This is a genomic window from Leifsonia shinshuensis, from assembly GCF_013410375.1.
GTDB lineage: Bacteria > Actinomycetota > Actinomycetes > Actinomycetales > Microbacteriaceae > Leifsonia > Leifsonia shinshuensis.
The window spans coordinates 4,291,521-4,309,258 of sequence record NZ_JACCFL010000001.1; the positions used below are offsets into that span (position 1 = coordinate 4,291,521).

15 protein-coding genes and 2 pseudogenes are annotated in these 17,738 nt (G+C 65.2%); 4 read left to right on the forward strand and 13 right to left on the reverse strand.

Annotated elements, in window-relative coordinates; all coding sequences use genetic code 11:
* Window positions 1-6: 6 nt before the first annotated feature.
* Window positions 7-330 carry a hypothetical protein gene (locus HNR13_RS20630; protein WP_179608789.1) on the reverse strand — a complete coding sequence of 108 codons (324 nt, stop codon included), beginning with the start codon at window positions 328-330 and terminating at the stop codon, window positions 7-9.
* A 741-nt stretch (window positions 331-1,071) separates the two neighbouring features.
* On the opposite strand from HNR13_RS20630, the gene HNR13_RS22110 reads away from it, so the two are divergent.
* The 3 genes from HNR13_RS22110 (at window position 1,072) to HNR13_RS20645 (ending at window position 5,335) form a co-directional block, all read left to right on the forward strand.
* On the forward strand, window positions 1,072-1,518 hold the full coding sequence (locus tag HNR13_RS22110) for a toll/interleukin-1 receptor domain-containing protein (RefSeq protein ID WP_208041631.1): 447 nt from the start codon (window positions 1,072-1,074) through the stop codon (window positions 1,516-1,518).
* A 242-nt stretch (window positions 1,519-1,760) separates the two neighbouring features.
* Window positions 1,761-4,697 (forward strand): NucA/NucB deoxyribonuclease domain-containing protein, encoded by a 2,937-nt coding sequence (locus HNR13_RS20640; protein ID WP_179608792.1) that lies wholly within the window; start codon window positions 1,761-1,763, stop codon window positions 4,695-4,697.
* Window positions 4,694-5,335 carry a hypothetical protein gene (locus HNR13_RS20645; RefSeq protein WP_179608793.1) on the forward strand — a complete coding sequence of 214 codons (642 nt, stop codon included), beginning with the start codon at window positions 4,694-4,696 and terminating at the stop codon, window positions 5,333-5,335. The genes HNR13_RS20640 and HNR13_RS20645 overlap by 4 nt, the downstream gene beginning before the upstream one ends.
* A 105-nt stretch (window positions 5,336-5,440) precedes the next feature.
* On the opposite strand, the gene HNR13_RS20650 is transcribed toward HNR13_RS20645, so the two are convergent.
* Together HNR13_RS20650 and HNR13_RS20655 are read right to left on the reverse strand one after the other, a co-directional pair.
* A protein-coding gene (locus tag HNR13_RS20650) for an IS3 family transposase (protein WP_179608795.1) occupies window positions 5,441-6,591 on the reverse strand; the annotation gives its coding sequence in 2 pieces (ribosomal slippage) (window positions 5,441-6,321 and window positions 6,321-6,591; 1,152 coding nt in all).
* Between the two features lie 85 nt (window positions 6,592-6,676).
* Window positions 6,677-7,017 (reverse strand): annotated as a pseudogene (locus tag HNR13_RS20655) (transposase); the annotation flags it as partial.
* A gap of 471 nt (window positions 7,018-7,488) precedes the next feature.
* Between HNR13_RS20655 and HNR13_RS20660 the strand changes: the two are divergent.
* Window positions 7,489-8,535, forward strand: coding sequence for an IS110 family RNA-guided transposase (locus tag HNR13_RS20660; protein WP_179608796.1), 1,047 nt, complete (start codon window positions 7,489-7,491; stop codon window positions 8,533-8,535).
* 35 nt (window positions 8,536-8,570) lie between these two features.
* Here HNR13_RS20660 and HNR13_RS20665 read toward each other — a convergent pair.
* The 10 genes and pseudogenes from HNR13_RS20665 to HNR13_RS20710 form a co-directional block, all read right to left on the reverse strand.
* Window positions 8,571-8,808, reverse strand: a pseudogene (locus HNR13_RS20665) (transposase); the annotation flags it as partial.
* A gap of 452 nt (window positions 8,809-9,260) precedes the next feature.
* On the reverse strand, window positions 9,261-9,788 hold the full coding sequence (locus HNR13_RS20670) for a YflT domain-containing protein (protein ID WP_179608798.1): 528 nt from the start codon (window positions 9,786-9,788) through the stop codon (window positions 9,261-9,263).
* A gap of 228 nt (window positions 9,789-10,016) precedes the next feature.
* Window positions 10,017-10,466: an Hsp20/alpha crystallin family protein gene (locus tag HNR13_RS20675; RefSeq protein ID WP_179608799.1), complete on the reverse strand. Its 450-nt coding sequence runs from the start codon at window positions 10,464-10,466 to the stop codon at window positions 10,017-10,019.
* A complete protein-coding gene (locus tag HNR13_RS20680; protein WP_218881283.1) occupies window positions 10,432-11,511 on the reverse strand; it encodes an alpha/beta fold hydrolase in 1,080 nt (359 codons plus the stop codon). Before HNR13_RS20680 ends, HNR13_RS20675 begins: the two co-directional genes overlap by 35 nt.
* Window positions 11,508-13,220 carry an FAD-dependent oxidoreductase gene (locus tag HNR13_RS20685; RefSeq protein ID WP_179608801.1) on the reverse strand — a complete coding sequence of 571 codons (1,713 nt, stop codon included), beginning with the start codon at window positions 13,218-13,220 and terminating at the stop codon, window positions 11,508-11,510. The genes HNR13_RS20680 and HNR13_RS20685 overlap by 4 nt, the downstream gene beginning before the upstream one ends.
* Window positions 13,217-13,477, reverse strand: a complete 261-nt coding sequence (locus tag HNR13_RS22115; protein ID WP_175985811.1) for a UBP-type zinc finger domain-containing protein — start codon at window positions 13,475-13,477, stop codon at window positions 13,217-13,219. The genes HNR13_RS20685 and HNR13_RS22115 overlap by 4 nt, the downstream gene beginning before the upstream one ends.
* Window positions 13,474-13,926, reverse strand: coding sequence for a thioredoxin (trxA, locus tag HNR13_RS20695; RefSeq protein WP_179608802.1), 453 nt, complete (start codon window positions 13,924-13,926; stop codon window positions 13,474-13,476). The genes HNR13_RS22115 and trxA overlap by 4 nt, the downstream gene beginning before the upstream one ends.
* Window positions 13,923-16,550: an ATP-dependent chaperone ClpB gene (clpB, locus tag HNR13_RS20700; RefSeq protein ID WP_179608804.1), complete on the reverse strand. Its 2,628-nt coding sequence runs from the start codon at window positions 16,548-16,550 to the stop codon at window positions 13,923-13,925. Before clpB ends, trxA begins: the two co-directional genes overlap by 4 nt.
* Window positions 16,541-16,852 carry a chaperone modulator CbpM gene (locus HNR13_RS20705; RefSeq protein ID WP_179608805.1) on the reverse strand — a complete coding sequence of 104 codons (312 nt, stop codon included), beginning with the start codon at window positions 16,850-16,852 and terminating at the stop codon, window positions 16,541-16,543. Before HNR13_RS20705 ends, clpB begins: the two co-directional genes overlap by 10 nt.
* Window positions 16,849-17,736: a DnaJ C-terminal domain-containing protein gene (locus HNR13_RS20710; protein ID WP_179608807.1), complete on the reverse strand. Its 888-nt coding sequence runs from the start codon at window positions 17,734-17,736 to the stop codon at window positions 16,849-16,851. Before HNR13_RS20710 ends, HNR13_RS20705 begins: the two co-directional genes overlap by 4 nt.
* Window positions 17,737-17,738: the final 2 nt, after the last annotated feature.

The window sequence follows — 17,738 nt, forward strand, 5'->3', positions numbered from 1 at the left end:
CGGCCGTTACTTGGCCAATCCATTCGCGATGATCTCCCGCCCGATACGGCTTCTACCGTCGAGGGCACGGTCCCGTTCCCGATAGTTAAGGAGTGCCACCCCAAGAACGTCGGCCCGCTCTTGGGCAACAGGGCGTACACCGCCGCGCAAGAAGATAAGCGGCTGACGTCCGTCTGCATCTGCCAGCGCCGCAGCCTTCTCCACGGCGTCGACGTCGAGGTTTCCACGGCCGTTATCAACCCAGCCCAGGTAGCGAGAGCTATAGAGATCGCAGGAGTTTCGTGCGGCCCCAGCGGCCACGACCGAGTCAGCTGCGCCGAGATAGATCATCCACTCTCTACACAACTCAACTGCTTCTTCCCCCGACACTCCAAACGGCCTCGGTCGGGGTGGTTCGCGCTCCACCCCTCCAGTGTGCCTGACACCCCCGGCCTCGACTCAAGTGTCCGTTGCCCCATAGGGGCGCTTCGACGCACGTGCTGAGCACAAAACGATGGCATGTTGTCGTCTCCGAGGCCGCCCTGAGAGCGTTGCGTTGCGCAGTGAGATGTTGCGCGTTTGTGGAGACGTGGGCATAACCGATGAGCATGAGCGAACGCTGTTGCGTTTGACGCGCGATCACCGGGCATGTTTGCGGGCGGCTATTACGGGAATCGCCTGCATAACGAAATGCGCGATCCGTCGAGTTGGGATCGGGACGGCGCGAGAGTCCCGTTGATTGACCGGCTTACGGGCGGAGCGGCGCCCGGTGTCGTGGGTCGTCACTATCATCGGCACATGGCTCAATGCACAGCTCCAAGAGAAGGCCATCGCACGGCAAGCGGTCGCGCGAACTGCCCTGCGTGCTCGTCCGGCTATGGGCGTTCTTACTACTCGCCGCCTCGGTCCTACCCGCCCTACCCCACCACGACCGCACCCGTGCGTAGGAGCGGGGGATTATCGGGCAGCGGGGGCTCGGGAAGCGGTGACGGCCGCCCGGCGTGGCAGCCCAGCGGGTCGACGGTCTCGTACACGCAACAGCAGGTGCGCAACCTAGAGCCTGTCAGGGCCGCGACCGTCGTGCGGACTCAGGTGAATGACGTGTTCCTCTGTCACGCTTGGCCCGACCGTCAGGCGGCCGCGAATGAGGTCTACAAGTTGCTCCTCGGAGAAGACGTGTCGGTGTGGTTCAGCGAGGTGAGCCTGCGACCTGGCACGGACATGCGGGTAGCCATCGACCGTGGACTGGTGAACTCGCGCATGGGACTCGTGCTGGTGACGCCCGCCATGCTCGACAAGCTGCGTACAGACCGAAGCATCGCGAGTAACGAGCTCAGCGCCTTGCTGCGCAGGAGTCTCTTGGTTCCTGTCATGCATGGGGTGACGTTCGAGGAGCTTGACCAGGTCACCCCGACGCTCGCATCGCGTGGTGGATTCAGTACGGCTGAAGAGCCCCTGGAAGACATAGTTGTGAAGATTGCCGAGCTCGTCGGAGCTGTGACGGAAGAAGAGGCCGAAGAACTCAGCATGAGCCGCTGACTAGCAGCCTTCTGCAATTGTCCCGTTCCGTGGTTGACATGGCAGACACCATCGGTCTGGAGATTGCACGTGCTTCGCAAACCGCTCGTCCTCCGGGTAGCTGAACGGCAGGTCCCACGGTCGACGCAGGACTCATGCGAGTCCAACAAAACAGTGAGAGCGTCCGTACCCAGTTCGGGGTCTATTTACCCCGCGCTCGTCGCCCTTAGCTTGTTGGCTGTGGTGTTTCTCAGATGCCGCAAGTGGCACTGGAAGTGTCAAGGTTGGTATGGGGGATCATGAGAGTTCGTTGGCTGTCGATTGCCGGGGTTCTGCTGCTAGCTCTCGGGATTGGAGCTTCTCCAGCCTCAGCCAGCGGTGACATAAGCCTGAGCGTCAACTCGACGAGTCGCGCTACCAGCACGGGCTACTTCACATGGGACGCAACAGCAGCAGTCAACGTCTCGAGCACAGGCTACTGCCCCTACGGAACCCAGGGTGGCTGTGGTGCGACCCTCTACGCGGTCTTTTCTGATGGCAGCCGGGCTGCATTGACCAGCCAAGGCATCACCCCATCGCCTCAGACCACTGGCGCCGCGCCGCAGACTTCCGCAGTTCGCATTCTGCAGTTTGCCGGTGCGACGAAGGTGCGGGCTGTCACCGCTCTCGTCGTGGTAGCCAGCAGCGGAAATGACCCCATGGCTCTCGTCAGTGATCAGATCCCCGTCACGGATTCGTTGCCGGCGGCATCAGCGCTACTCGGCGTCAACTCCGTGAGCCGGGACCCCGCTACCGGGCAGCTGCGCTGGGAGGTCGATGCGTCGACGTCGTACTACGCCCTCACCGCCTCCAGCTGCTCGCCGTATGGCTGCAGTCTGATCATCGAGGCACAGACCAGCGCTGGCGTCGTCCAACTCGGATCGAGCGGTCTCGCACTGACCGGCAACGGCGGAAGCCCCCTGCAGTACCCCGTGCAAGCCCACCTCACCGGCAGCAAGATGATCACCACCCCGGTGACCGCACTGCACGCGGTAGTCAACATCAACGGATCGGTCGTCGCGACGTCCGACTGGGTTCCGGTCACTGACTCGGTCCCCGCACCAACCGCATCGATCTCAGTGAACTCGATCACCCGCGACCCGACAACCGGGCAGCTGCAGTACGACGTCGACGCGTCAACGTCTTACTACGCGATCGGCGCCACAAACGGCTGCTCGCCGTATGGCTGCAGTCTGATCATCGAGGCACAGACCAGCGCTGGCGTCGTCCAACTCGGATCGAGCGGTCTCGCACTGACCGGCAACGGCGGAAGCCCCCTGCAGTACCCCGTGCAAGCCCACCTCACCGGCAGCAAGATGATCACCACCCCGGTGACCGCACTGCACGCGGTAGTCAACATCAACGGATCGGTCGTCGCGACGTCCGACTGGGTTCCGGTCACTGACTCGGTCCCCGCACCAACCGCATCGATCTCAGTGAACTCGATCACCCGCGACCCGACAACCGGGCAGCTGCAGTACGACGTCGACGCGTCAACGTCTTACTACGCGATCGGCGCCACAAACGGCTGCTCGCCGTATGGCTGCAGTCTGATCATCGAGGCACAGACCAGCGCTGGCGTCGTCCAACTCGGATCGAGCGGTCTCGCACTGACCGGCAACGGCGGAAGCCCCCTGCAGTACCCCGTGCAAGCCCACCTCACGGGTCAGACGACAACGAGGTCGATCAGCGCAGTTCGGGCTCGAACCAATGTGAACGGCACCAGCGTGGCCACATCCGCGTGGACCCCTGTCGAGGATGCGATGCCCACAACCATGACAACCCTTCAGATCAGCTCGATCAGCCGCGACTCCGCCACAGGGCAGCTGAAATGGGAACTGAGCGCTACTGCCTCCTACTACGCGCTTCCCGACGGACCGTGCAATACCTACAACTGCAATCTAATCCTGCAGGCGCGCACCAGCCCGACGACATGGACAAACCTGTCGTCGCAAACGATCCCGACCTCCAACCAGGGACGACCGCAGACCTATCCGGTATCGGTCAACTTCAAAGGCTCCACAACGATCGGCACGATCGACGCGTTCCGGTTGCAGATTCGGCTCAACTCGGATCCGGTCGCGTACGCGTCCTCTGTATACGGTACGAGCGAGAATGTCGGAGGTGGCCACGATCTAGATTCCGCAGTCTCACTGGCACTTGTCGCAGTCGCAGGAATGGCGCCGGCTGAGGCATGTCTGACACTCTTCCCCATCGGCACTCACACAAATTCCACGTCTCTCAACGATCAAGAGGCTGCGTGCAATGTCGCGACTGGCGGAGGAAAGACGATCGCCCAATTCCTTAAGTCCTACCTGGCGACGCTTACACCTCAACAGATCACGAAAATGCTCGCCGCAGCAGGCATCGCAACGGCAGCCGCAGTCACCGACGCGCACCCAGAATGGGCAACGATCGACTACGACGCCCCGCTCCCATCCGGCTGCTCATGGGTCGACTTCCGATACGTCAGCTGCTCTACCCAGAGTGGGCCGGTGGGCGTCACCCCCAGGAGCGCTCCCAGCCGGCAAGACCCCGTTTGGGAATCCAATCAAGCTGCCAAAGCGGCTCAAAACCGCGCCACCTCGGGAGCACCGACCCCCCAATGGCCCACCCCCGCACCTGACGTACCAGCGCCAATGCCTGCTCCAAGCCCATCGGATATCGACGTTTCCAATGCAGAACTCTGCGAACAGGAGCTCACGCTCGCGCAAGCCTCCGGGAGTAACATCCCAGACGACGCCTGTGATAATGGCGCGGTGTTTTTCGGCGGGCAAGATACCCCGGTGACGACCCAGCATGACAAAGACGTGATCGCTTTGACCCCTACCTTGGCCTGGCTAACCTACGCCAACGGTACAGAGAAACCGGATAGCGGCAGACGCTCCTGGGCGAATCAAGGCGCCTGTGCTGGACAGGACACCTCCACCGAGCAGTGCGACGAGTACCCGTTCTACAGTACTGAAGAGGGGTACCCGGCTATGAACCCACCAGATCTTCGGCTCGCACCGAAGGGCGACAACGTTCGTCAGGGAAGCAAGCTGGCACAGTTCTACAAGTGCGACAACTTCAAGAGCTCGCCTCGGAACGACGTGAAGCGGAAGTTCCTGGTCGTCCCCACGCGAGCGTTGACAACCACCTGGTTGTGTGGCACACCATGATCGAACTTCCGGAGATCATATTCGCCGACGGCGTGGCAACCATTGAATCGCCGTCGCCAGAACTGCTGCGCCAGTTGCTAAACGTACTCGAGACCGAGCTCGTTCGAGCCGGCGTCAATGTCAGCGAAGAACTCGCACCCGGGATCCCGAGCGACCAGGCCAAACACCTACTCGAGAGTGCCGGATTCGGGACGCCGGAGGAAGCCCTCGTCTGGTACGGCTGGCATAACGGTAGTGCTCAGGGCAGACAGGCCGTACCCAACATCCTCCTGGTGAGGCTTGATGAGGCCATCGACGCGAACCGGACGATAGTCGCCACAGAAGTCGACGCCGGCGAGGACCCCGAAGCTTACTGGGCCCATGCCGGACCCGGATGGCTCCGACTGGGAGGCGACAACTACGACCCAGCCATCTACTGCGGACCGGACGCCACAGGCCCTCTGCACCTACGTCAACCGAATTTCGAAGATGACGACGGCTCGGGCAAGTGGCACGCCCGCTCACTTTGCACCTGGGTGATCTGGAGGATTATCGGCATACGTAATGGGGCGTACGGCCGGTACAGCGAAGCCACACGAGAGTGGGGCCACCATCCCGAGCTCCTCGACCCGTCGCAACTACGCGCCGACATCCGCTAAGTCCGACGCCCGAAAGGTCACGGGACCTCCTGTTGCGAGGTGTCGCCCCAACCGGTCGACGAGGGCAGACCACCGGACGGCAATCAAGGAGGTGAGCCGCCCCCTTCATTCGGTCCGGACGTTCTGTGAGTCGTCGGTTTCCATTTGATGGGTGCACTGTCGAGCGTACTCGGCTGGGGGTAGGTAGCCGAGCGAGGAGTGCCGGCGGTGGTGGTTGTACTCGTCCTTCCAGTCGCCGATGATGACCTGCGCGTGCAGCAGCGAGTAGAAGCTGTTGATGTTGAGGCACTCGTCGCGGATCCGGCTGTTGAACGACTCGACGTACCCGTTGCGCCACGGCGAGCCCGGAGGGATGTAGGACAGGCCGGTGCGGGTGCCGGCCCAGTCGGCCATCGCCTCGCTGATGAACTCCGGCCCGTTGTCCGACCTGAGCACCGCCGGGGCGCCCCGGGCGGCGACGAGGTCCTCGAGGTGGGCGGTGAGTCGGTCGGCGGTAATCGAGCGCTCCACGAGGCCGCCGATGCACTCCCGGGTGTGTTCGTCGACGATCGAGCAGATCTTGATCGGTCGGCCGTGCTCGTCGGCGTCGAACTGAAAGTCCACCGCCCACACCACGTTCGGCGCGTCCGCCGTCGGCGCGTCGACGGTCGAGGACCCGACGCGCTTGCGTCGACGCCGCTGCGGGACCCGGAGCCCTTCGTCACGCCACAGGCGTTGGATCTTCTTGTGGTTCACCACCCACCCCTCGGCGCGGGCGTCGTGATACGCCCGCCGGTACCCGTAGCGGGGATGGTCCTTCGCCCAGGCGCGCAGCCACTCCCTGAACGCCCGATCCGGGTCCGCGACCGTGTCGCCCTTGAGCGGTCGCCGATACGCGGAGCGGCTCAGCCCGACCAGACGGCACGCCATCCGTTCGCTCACCCGCAGCTTGCGCTTGAGGTGATCGACGGCGGCGCGGCGCCTGTCCGGGCTTAGAAGTTTCCCTCAGCCAGCTCCTTGAGCGCGGCCTTCTCCAGCTCCGCTTCCGCGAGCAGACGCTTCAGGGTCGCATTCTGCTTCTCCAGCTCCTTCAGGCGCTTTGCGTCGTCGGCCTTGAGGCCGCCGTACTGGTTCCGCCACCGGTAGTACGTCTGCTCGGACACCACGAGCTCCCGGCACACCGCCGAGACGTCCTGACCGTCGGCGAGCATCCTGTCGGCCTGCCCGAGCTTACGGACGACCTGCTCCGGGGTGTGACGCTTCCTGCTGTTCGTCATGATCTGACCAGTCTCCCTGCCCGCGACCGCGGACAACAGGACGACTCTCATAACGACTGGACCTACGAAACGGGGTCAGCCCAAACCCGATCTTGTAGGTGGCCTTCTCCGCGTGCATCAGCGCGAACTTCTCGCTCACTTCTGCTCCCTCGCGAAGAAGGCCGCGGCTTCTTTCAGGAACGCGTTCTCCTCCGCCAGGCGCCGGTTCTCAGCCTCCAGCCGCGCGATCCGCGCCGCGTCCACCGGCGCCGGGGCGGTCTCGGGATCCGGGTGCTGCTGGCGGTACGTCTTCACCCAGTACCCGAGCGAACTCTCGTTGATCTCCAGCTCCCGCGCGACCTGCGCGATCGGCCGCTGGCCCTGCACGACGAGCTGGACCGCGTCGGCCTTGAACTCATCGGTGAACTTCCTGCGATTTAAAGACATCTCGTCTCGTCGTCCCTTCCTGGTAACGACTGTCCACAAGAAGTGTCACACCCCATGTGTGGCACGAGGCGCCGAAGACGGGCCGGGCGCTTACTGCAGGGGGCTTCGTTTCACTCGGTAGTAGTGCTGCCTAGCAACTCCGAGGACGCGGCAGCAACGGTCGATCGGGATCCCGGCGTCGGCGAGGCGGTCGATCACCGGGAAGAGCTGTAATGGATTCTGGCGGGCCTGCGGCCGGCTGACAGGCTGGGCCTCGGCTCGGTCGTGTGACTCCGGGTAGAACCGACCCGCCGCTCGCGGCGGTGTCTTGAAAAGGACGTGTCCGCGACCGTGCCGCGGCTCGGCCTGCCCGCGCAGATGCCTTGATCAGAAGCCTGTCCGCCCGCAATGGCGTGACTCATTACAGATGTGTCTCTGAGCGACCCCACCCGAGCCAGCCCGCCGAAGTGCTGACATCCCAGAGGAGCTCGCATGACCACAGTCGCCGATCAGTTCGAACACGTCGTCGGCATCGACACCCACGCCCGAACACACACCTACTGCCTCGTCGAGACCCGCACCGGCGGCATCATCGACACGGCCACCTTCCCCACCACTACCGCCGGCACCAACCGCGCGCTCTCCTGGATCGCGCGACGCTCCCAGGGGACGACGACACTCGCGGCCATCGAGGGGACGTCCTCCTACGGCGCGGGCATCGCCGCGGCGTTGGCTGCGAGCGGGTTCGAAGTTACGGAGATCCGACCGATCGCCAGACCGTCACGCGCCCGCACCGGGAAGTCCGACCCGATCGACGCGGAAGCCGCCGCAAGAAGCGTGATCAGAGAAGACCTCGACAAGCTCGCCCAGCCACGCCGAAGCGGGGACCGGACTGCACTGCGCGTACTCCTGGCTGCCCGCGCACTCATCGATCAGCAGCGCACCGCAAACCGTAACGCCCTCACCGCCCTTGTCCGCAGCATCGAGCTCTCGGTCGACGCCCGCAAGCCGCTCACAGACGCCCAGATCGCGACGATCGCAGCCTGGCGCACGAATCGCGACGACGCGACAACTCGGGTGTTCCGCGAAGAAGCACGGCGACTCGCCAGAGCCGTGCTCGAGCAAACCGAAGTTCTGCGAGAGAACCACCGCCAGCTCGGGCAGCTCACGGAAGCGCTGGCGCCGGGGCTGCAGGCAGTCCCCGGAGTCGGAGCCGTGACCGGCGCGATCCTGGTCGCGGCCTACTCCCACCACAGCCGCGTTCGATCAGAAGCTGCGTTTGCCGCGCTCGGCGGCATCGCCCCGCTGCCCGCGTCATCCGGCAACACCACCCGCCACCGCCTCTCCCGGTCCGGCGATCGCCAACTCAACCGCGCAGTCGACGTCGTCGTCCGCACACGCCTGAGCTACGACCCCGCCACCCGTGAGTACGCCTCCCGCCGCCGAGCCGAAGGACTCTCCAACCGCGAGATCCGACGCTGCCTGAAACGCTACGTCTGCCGAGCGCTCTACCGCGAACTACGCGCCCGCATGACTTGACACGAGGCATAGAAGCGTCCTTTTGGGCGGGGGCGCTCCTCGTCGAGGAACTTCGCCGCCTGTCGGACGATCAGCAGCTCTGTCTCGAGCTCGCGGATGCGGCCCTTCGCGGCGCGCAGCTCCGCCGATTCCGAGGACGGGACCCCAGGTCGGCGGCCTTGGTCGATGTCGTCCTGGCGGATCCAGTTCGACAGCGGTCTGCTTGGCCTGCTTGCCGGCACGCACGAGCGCGACAGCGCGCGCACGGAACTCCGGCGGATAGGGGCGGGGCATGGGGACGAGCCTTCCGGATCAGGCCACCAGTTAGCCACCGAAACTGGAACCCTTCCGTGGGGCAGGTCAAACTGGAACCCTTTCCGTGGGGCAGGTCAAACTGGAACCCTTTCCGTGGGGCAGGTCAAACTGGAACCCTTTCCGGGGGGCAGGTCAAACTGGAACCCTTTCCGGGGGGCAGGTCAAACTGGAACCCTTTCGGTTCCTCACGCCCGAACCCCTCGAAGTCCAAGGGCTCCACGCCGGAACTTCGACGGGTGACAGCAGGCACTTCAGGGACTTCATCCGATCGATCAACGTCTCGAAGATTGTCTCCGGACAACGGGTCAGTTTCCACGAGGATGGCGGTATCGCGGAGCGCAACAGAACCGATACTGCTTGATTCTCGACGGACCTCTTCGTGTAGGGCGCTCGCGGCGCCATCGAAACGGAGACTGACGGGGAACGCCTTTTCAGTCTCCGGGGTGGGCAGTCTGGTCCGCGAGGAGACGAGCGGCCTCCGCAGCGTATGGTGCTTCCACTTGGACCTCGTAGTGGCCCGCCTCAAGGGTCTCCAGTGAGTCAAAGTCCCGTCGGCCGCCCGTAGCCAGGTGTCCAAGGAAGTAAAGCAAAGCGCCCCAAACTGCGCCGGAGGCGACCGAGATGATCAGGATGCCCAGCCAACCGAATCCGGGGGCGAACAGCCCGAACAGCAGACCTAGCAGAAGACCGAACCATGCTCCAGCGGCTGCGCCCCGTAGCGCAGCCTTTCCTCCTGTCAAGCGACCGAGTACATGCTCGACGACACGAACGTCGAGCCCCACGATCGCCACTCGTTCCACAGGGAAGCCGGCGTCGGCAAGACGGTCAACCGCTGCCTGCGCACTGGCGTAGTCAGAGAACCGCGCGATCGTTTGTTTCCAGCGGGGGTCATTGGTGAACGAGAGCTCGCTAGCGTCCTGTTCCGGAGGGTTGTTGCGAGGGGCCTCGGGGCTGGTCATGGGCTTACTCCTTTAGTGAAAACTGGATGAACCAACGTGCTAAGACCAGAAGGCTGGGTGCACGCCCGTCTTCCGGTCTTGCAAGGACGGGTGTTGCGCCGTTCGGCATCAGGGAAGGGTCGCCCTTGTTTGCTTTCGGCGCGTGCCGCGAACGAGAAGCATCGAGTTGAATTGTTTCGTGCCCTACATCCGCGGCATGTTCTATGTCGGTGTGGGCTTGTCGTCTGGCTAACTTTGGCTCGTCGATGGGTCTCCGGCCGGGCGTTGCTCCTGAGTCGAGTGCTGACTCAGGACATGAATCTTGCGGGGTTTTGCCTTTTCGCTTACCGGGATGACCAGGCTTAGCACGCCGTTGTCGTAGGAGGCGGAGATGTTGGCTGAGTCGACACCCTCGCCGATGCTGAACTGGCGGAGGTAGGTGCCCGCGGGTCGCTCCTGAACGAGCCACTTGGCTCCCTCGGTGCGGGGTGCAGTGCGCTGGGCGCGGATGGTCAGCAACTGACCGTCGACGTCGATGTCTACCGACTCCGGTTCAACCCCGGGCAGGTCGGCGGTGAGAATGTAACGGTCAGCTTCCCGGTACAAGTCGACCGGCATCAGCCGCGGTCCTGGACGAGCCTGCAGAAGGCTCGATGCGAGGCGGTCAAGTTCGCCGAAAGGATCGGAGGACGTTGTCATAGTGAATCGATTCCTTCCCGATGTGGTGGCGTCGGATGTCTCGGACGGTGCCCATGTTAGTTTGGTTCACCCCATCGGTGCTACTACTACCTCTTTGTTTTTCGACCTTCCTATCGGCACGGGAGTGGCACCCGTTCGATGACTCTGTGGTCACTGTCGTAGCGACGATTTGGGCGAGGCGCTTGCCGATGAGGTGGTTCGTTGCCCGCACACGCCGAACGGTGACGCCCTTCATCCGCTCCACGATGCGCAGCACGGCTTCGGAGCGGAACTCGTCGAGGTCGCCCATGATGACGTCGATGGGGGCATTGACATGGGCGATGTCGCTGAGGGTGGTCTGTGACTCGATGGAGTGCTGCAACGACTTGATGAATGGCTCCCAGTTGCGTTCAGTGATATCTACAGCTTTGGGGATGGGCAGCAGCCGCTGTACCAGCGCAGCATGCCGGAGGGTGAACTCCCGGTTCGTGCGGAGGTACTCGTAGAGCCGCAGGTAGAAGTCCATCCGCACTCGCTCGATGACGTCCCCGATTTCATGAGGTGCGAGATAGATAGGTGGGCTGACCATCACGAGCTTCGCGACTCGCTTTCGCCGCCGGGCGGCGTACCGGGCGCCGATGAGCGCGCCCATCGAATGCCCGACCACAATGAACGGCTCCCGCAGCCGCAACGAGGCGACCGTCCGCTCGATAGCGGCGACATGATCCGCCAGGGTGTAGTCGGCCCACTCCGGCGCCGGCGACTCGCCGAAGCCGAGCAGGTCGATGGCAATGCACCGGTGTGTGCGCTCGAGCAGCGGGATCACGTGGTGAAAGGTCACCGAGGAGGAGGCGATGCCGTGCAGCAGCAGCACCGTCGGACCCTCGCCGCGTTCCTCGGCGATATGCAGCACCGGCATGCGGCGAAACCACCTCATCCGACGCAACGTCGAGCGGATCTCGCCAGCCACGCCCGCCTGTGCCACCGTAGGATCCGCGGGTTCTCCCACGGCTGCGGGGTTCGAGGCGGCGTGGGGCGTCAGGTGTCCCTGGATGTCGGAGCTCATGCGCACACCCGACTGTGACGACCCTCGTTCAGGTACTCGTGGATCTGCCGGACCACACTGGCGCCCTCACCCACAGCCGAGGTCATTCGCCTCACAGACCCGTGCCGCACATCGCCGATAGCGAAGACCCCGGGGATGGTGGTCTCCAGGGAGAAGCGGGGGCTTCCTTCCGTCCGCGCGCCGGCCAGTTCCGCCTCCGCGCCGGTGAGGATGTACCCGTCGGGATCGCGTGCCACATCGACCTTCAAGCCCGTCGTCGCCGGAGCGGCGCCGACGAAGACGAACATGTGCTCCACGCGGAGCTTCTCCAGCACGTCACCGTGACGGACTGTGACCGCTTCCAGATGGTTGTCGCCGTGTGCTTCCACGACCTCCGAGGACAGCAGCACGTTGATACGGGGGTGATGTTGGATCTGGTCCACCAGGTATCTGGACATTCCCGCTCCCAGGTCCGCGGCGCGTACCACAAGGTGCACACGGGAGGACGTGCGGGCAAGAAACAGTGCGGCCTGGCCGGCGGAGTTGCCGCCGCCGACAACAGCGACAGGTGTGTCTACGCACATCCGCGCTTCCTGCGCTGTTGCCGCGTAGAACACGTTCGAGGTCTGGAACCGGTCCAGCCCCGCGGCGGGAAGCGAGCGGTATCGCACCCCGGTGGCAAGGACCACCACATCTGAGGTGACCTCCCTGCCATCTTCGAAGATCACCCGGAAGCGGTCCTCATCCTCCACGACCTCCCGGACCGTGGTCGGGATGTCCAACGTGGCACCGAACTTGCGCACTTGCAGGAGGCTGCGGTCGGCGAGCTCAGTGCCGGAGATTCCGGCGGGGAACCCCAGGTAGTTCTCGATCTTCGCTGACGTTCCCGCCTGCCCGCCGGTGGCGACCGCGTCGCACAAGTAGACCGACAACCCATCGGAGGCTGCGTACACCGCCGCGGCAAGACCAGCCGGCCCAGCGCCGACGACCACCACATCGCAGGTTGCCGGCGGGGCGGGCGGGCGCATCCCCAACTCTTCCGCAAGCCGTGCCGGGGTGGCACCCAGGACGGTGCGTGAGCCGCCGAGGATCACCAGCGGGAAGTCGGCGACGGTGGCGCCGAGCTGGCGGACCAGCCGCTCCGCTTTCTCGTCCTCATCCAGGTCCACCAGCCGGTGGGGCAGCCGGTTTCGTGCGATGAAGTCCAGCAGATCCCGGGTCTGCGGGGAGAAGCAGGAGCCGACGATCCGCAGGCCCGCTCCCGCCCCGATGGCCAGGGAGCGGCGGATGAGGTAGGCCCGCAGGATGATCTCACCCAACAGCGGGTCCGAGGTGACGATGGCCTCCAGCTCATCGACGGGCACCTCCACCACCTCGGCGGCGCCGATGGCGGAGACGAATACGAAGGACGGCTGTCCTTCCAGCAGCCCGACATCTCCCACGAACCGGCCGCGGCCGTGCACCTCGACCGCCAACGGCTCATCGGAGTGACGCGGATCCGCCGCAAGTTCGGTGTCCGCCGTCAGCAGGTGCCCTTCCAGGACGACATAGAGGGAGGACGGGTGCTCGCCGGGCTGGATGAGAACCTCCCCGTCGGTGAGTGTGCGGCGCTGCCCTCGTACGAGCAGCACCGCGATCTGCTCGTCGCTGAGCCGCGGGAAGGCGCCGATGGTGTCAGGCGTCTCGGCCTGAGCGGCCTGGCTGCGGTTGGCGGCGGGCGTGTCACTCATATGTACGCTTCGTCCACGTAGCACCAGCTCCAGTTCTCCCCCAGCTCCAGCGACCGCACGATGGGGTGCCCCGCCGTGAGCGCATGCGTGCGGGCGTGCCGCATCGGGGAGGAGTCGCAGCACCCGACCTTCCCGCAGGTGCGGCACATCCGCAGGTGCACCCAGGGCGTGCCGGCCGCCACGCAGTCCTCACATGAGCCGGGTGTCCGGGGACGGACCGGGCGGATGAGCGGGACGTGTGGGTCGACGTATCTCATGGGGCACCGGCGGCCGAGTCAGCCTTCTTCTGCAGCGCCTCGTCCACCCAGCGCAGCAGCACGTCCGGCGGGGCGGCTCCGGATTGGCGGGAGAGCACGTTCCCTTGGTTGAGGATGAGCAGAGTGGGCACCGCCTGGACGGAGAACTTGCGGGCCGTCTCCGGCGCGGCGTCCACGTCCACTTTCACCAGCTTGAGCTTGCCGGCACGTTCCGTGGCGACCTTCTCGAGGGCGGGACTGACCATCCGGCACGGTCCGCACCAGGTCGCCCACAAGTCCACGAGCACCACTTGCGGGGCCTGCTCGACCACCGCGGCGAAGTCCGCATCGCCCGCATCGACGATCCACGGCACGGCGCTCTTGCAGACGCCGCAGCGCGGATACCCCGACGCGGCGGCGGGGACACGGTTCTTCTTCCCGCAGTTGGGGCAGGTGACAATCGCGCTCACGCCGTGTCCTCCTCTTCGGCGGGCGCTGCGATGTTGAAGACGAGGTCGCCGTCCTGCACGTCCAGAGTGACCGTCGACCCGTCCATCACCTGCCCGCTCAGCAGCGCACGACCCAGCCGGGTCTCGATCTCATGGCTGATGTAGCGTCGCAGCGGACGCGCACCGTACACGGGGTCGTAGCCGCGTTCGGCGATGAGCTGGCGTGCCGCGGGCGTCAGCTCGATGCGGATCTGACGCTCGGCCAGCCGGGATCGCAGGTCGGTGAACTGCAGCTCCACGATGTCCTGGATCTGTTCACGACCCAGCGGCGAGAACACCACGATGTCGTCCACCCGGTTGAGGAACTCGGGACGGAAGTGGGCGCGCAACTCACCGAGCACACGGTTTCGCACGTCGTCGGGGATCGCGCCGCCATCGGAGCCCAACAGGTGATGGGCACCGATGTTGGAGGTCATGATGATGATGGTGTTGCGGAAGTCGACGGTGCGTCCCTGGCTGTCGGTGATGCGGCCGTCGTCGAGGACCTGCAGCAGCGTGTTGAACACGTCCGGGTGCGCTTTTTCGATCTCGTCGAAAAGGACCACGCTGTACGGGTGGCGGCGCACCGCCTCGGTCAGCTGCCCTCCCTCGTCGTACCCGACATACCCGGGAGGTGCACCGACGAGCCGGCTGACGGTGTGACGTTCCTGGTATTCGCTCATGTCCAGCCGGACCATGGCGGACTCGCTGTCGAACAGTGCTTGCGCGAGCGCTTTGGCCAGTTCGGTCTTTCCCACTCCGGTGGGGCCGAGGAAGATGAACGAGCCGATGGGTCGGCGCGGGTCGCGGATGCCGGAGCGGGCACGGATGATCGCGTCGCTGACGAGCGTGATGGCCTCATCCTGACCGACCACCCGCTCCTTGAGGGTGGCGTCCAGGGTGAGGATCTTGTTGCGTTCACCTTCCTGCAGCCGGGCCACGGGGATCCCCGTCCACGCTGCGACGATCTCGGCGATCTCGTCCTCGGTGACCACCTCCCTCAGCAGCCGCTGCCCGCCTTGTTTGGAGGTGAGACGCTCCTCCTCGGCGCGCAGGCGTCGTTCCGCGTCAGCGATAGCCCCGTACCGCAGTTCAGCGGCACGGTTGAGGTCGTAGGAGCGCTCAGCTTCCTCCGCCTCCCGGCGCAGCCGCTCCAGCTCACTGCGCAGCTCCTGGACCTTGCGGATCGCTTGACGCTCCGCCTCCCACTGGGCGCGCTTGGAGTCCGCCTCCGCCTTCAGGTCGGTCAGTTCCCGGCGCAGCTCCTCCAGCCGTTTCTTGCTGGCAGGGTCCGTTTCCTTCGACAGCGCCGCTTCCTCGATCTCCAGGCGGGTCACCCGCCGGGTCAGCTCGTCGAGCTCAGCGGGCATTGAGTCGATCTCGGTTCGCAGTCGCGCGCAGGCTTCGTCGATGAGGTCGATGGCCTTGTCGGGCAGGAACCGGTCGGAGATGTACCGGTGGGACAGCACGGCGGCAGCGACCAATGCGCTGTCCTGGATGCGGACACCGTGGAAGATCTCCAGCCGTTCGCGCAGGCCGCGGAGGATGGAGATCGCGTCCTCCACGTCGGGCTCCTCGACCATCACCGTCTGGAACCGGCGTTCCAGGGCAGCGTCCTTCTCGATGTGCTTGCGGTACTCATCGAGGGTGGTGGCACCGATGAGGTGCAGCTCCCCGCGGGCGAGCATCGGCTTGAGCATGTTGCCGGCGTCCATCGCCCCTTCGGTGGCTCCCGCCCCCACCAGGGTGTGCAGCTCGTCGATGAACAGCAGGATGCGTCCCTCCGCTGCTTTCACCTCCGCCAGTACTGCCTTCATTCGCTCCTCGAACTCGCCCCGGTACTTCGCGCCGGCGACCAGGGCAGACAGGTCCAGCGAGAACACGGTCTTGTCGCGAAGGCCCTCGGGCACGTCCTCACTCAAGATCCGCTGGGCAAGGCCCTCCACGATGGCGGTCTTTCCGACACCGGGCTCGCCGATGAGGACGGGGTTGTTCTTGGTCTTGCGGGAGAGGATCTGGATGACCCGGCGGATCTCCGCATCACGCCCGATGACCGGGTCAAGCTTGCCCAACCGGGCGTCAGCGACCAGGTCACGGCCGTACTTCTCCAACGCCTCGTACGTCTGCTCGGGGGTGGCGGAGTTGACGTGCTGGTTGCCGCGGATCTTGGTGAGCGCGCTGAGGAAGCTCTCCCGGGTGACACCGTGCCCGCGCAGCACGCGGGACGCGGCACGGTTGGAGGAGTCGTCGGCGAGGGCCAGAACGAGATGCTCCACGGAGATGTAGGAGTCTTTCAGCCGCTTTGCCTCCCGCTCCGCCCGTTCCAGGGTGGAGGTGAGGCTGCGGCTCACGTACACCTGACCGGTCTGCGGGGAGGACCCGGAGACGCTGGGCTTGCGGGCGATCTCCGCTTCGACGTCGGCGCGTACCGCTTCCACGTCAGCACCCGCTGTCTGCAGCAGTCGGGGAACCAGCCCCTCCTCCTGCTGCAGCAGTGCGAGCAGGAGATGCTCCTCATCCGTCTCGATCTGACCGGCCTGGACCGCGATGCTCTGGGCCGAGGTGAGCGCTTCCTGCGACTTCTGAGTGAGTGAGTTCATGTCCATGAGGTGTCTCCTTCAAGTCGGATGGTCCGGTGCTGCTCGAGCTGCTCGATGCGGGCGAGCAGGTCGAGCACGAGTGCGATGCCGGCGTAGTTCACTGCAAGATCGGAGTGCAGACGCACGATGGTGTGCACGCGGGCGGGGACGGTACGGGCGAACCACAGCCGGCCGCTGGTGTCGACGTGGGCGGTGACCAGCCCCAGCTCGACGAACTTCTGCAGCGTATCCGGGTGGATACCTGCGGCCACCGCGGTCGCCGCCAGGTCGGCCCGGGCGACACGGACGGGCAGGTGATGTGAGGTCATGATCCTCTCCTGGCATCAAACGACGATACGTCGCGGAGCTGTTCGAACAGCTCCTTCTCCTTCTTGCTGAGAGTGCGGGGAACGACGACCTTCACCCGCGCATACAGGTCTCCCGGCTGTCCTCTGCGGGGCATCCCCTGCCCGCGCAGGCGGAGTCGCCTGCCAGTGGACGAGCCGGGCGGAACGTGCACGGTGACCGGGCCGCCGGGGGTGGGCACGCTGACATCCGCGCCCAGCGCCGCCTCCCACGGTGAGATGGGAAGGTCCGTTTCGATGTCCGCGCCGCTCAGCCGGTACCGCTTACTATCCTTCACGCGCAGCGTGACCAGCAGGTCCCCGTCCTGTCCGTCGGCGCCCGCTCCGCCTGCGCCCGCGATCCGCAGCCGCTGCCCGTCGACAGCGCCCGCTGGGATATCGATGGTGTACTCCTGCGCGCCGCCGTATGGGGACGCGACCTGCACGGTGCGCCGCCCGCCCCGGTAGGCCTCCTCGACGGTGATCTCCAGCTCCGCGGTGTGGTCGGCGCCGCGACCGAAACCACCGAAGCCGCCCCCGAAGAGGTCCTCCCAGTTCACGCTCTGCGCGCCGCCCCCGCTCCACGTGTATCGGGTGCCGCCGCTGCGGCGCGGCTGCTCGGAGGAGCGAGCCGCGTCCGCGGCGGCGTACTGCCGGAAGTTCTCACCGAACCGGTCGTACTGTGAGCGGGTTTCCGGGTCCGACAGCACATCGTGGGCTTCACTGATCCGTTTGAAGGTATCCTCCGCCCCCGGGGTCTTGTTGACGTCCGGGTGGAACTTGCGGGCCTTCTCCCGGTAGGCGCGGCGAATCTCCTTCTGATCCGCCGACCGGGAGACCCCCAGCACGCTGTAGAGATCCTCCGCCATCT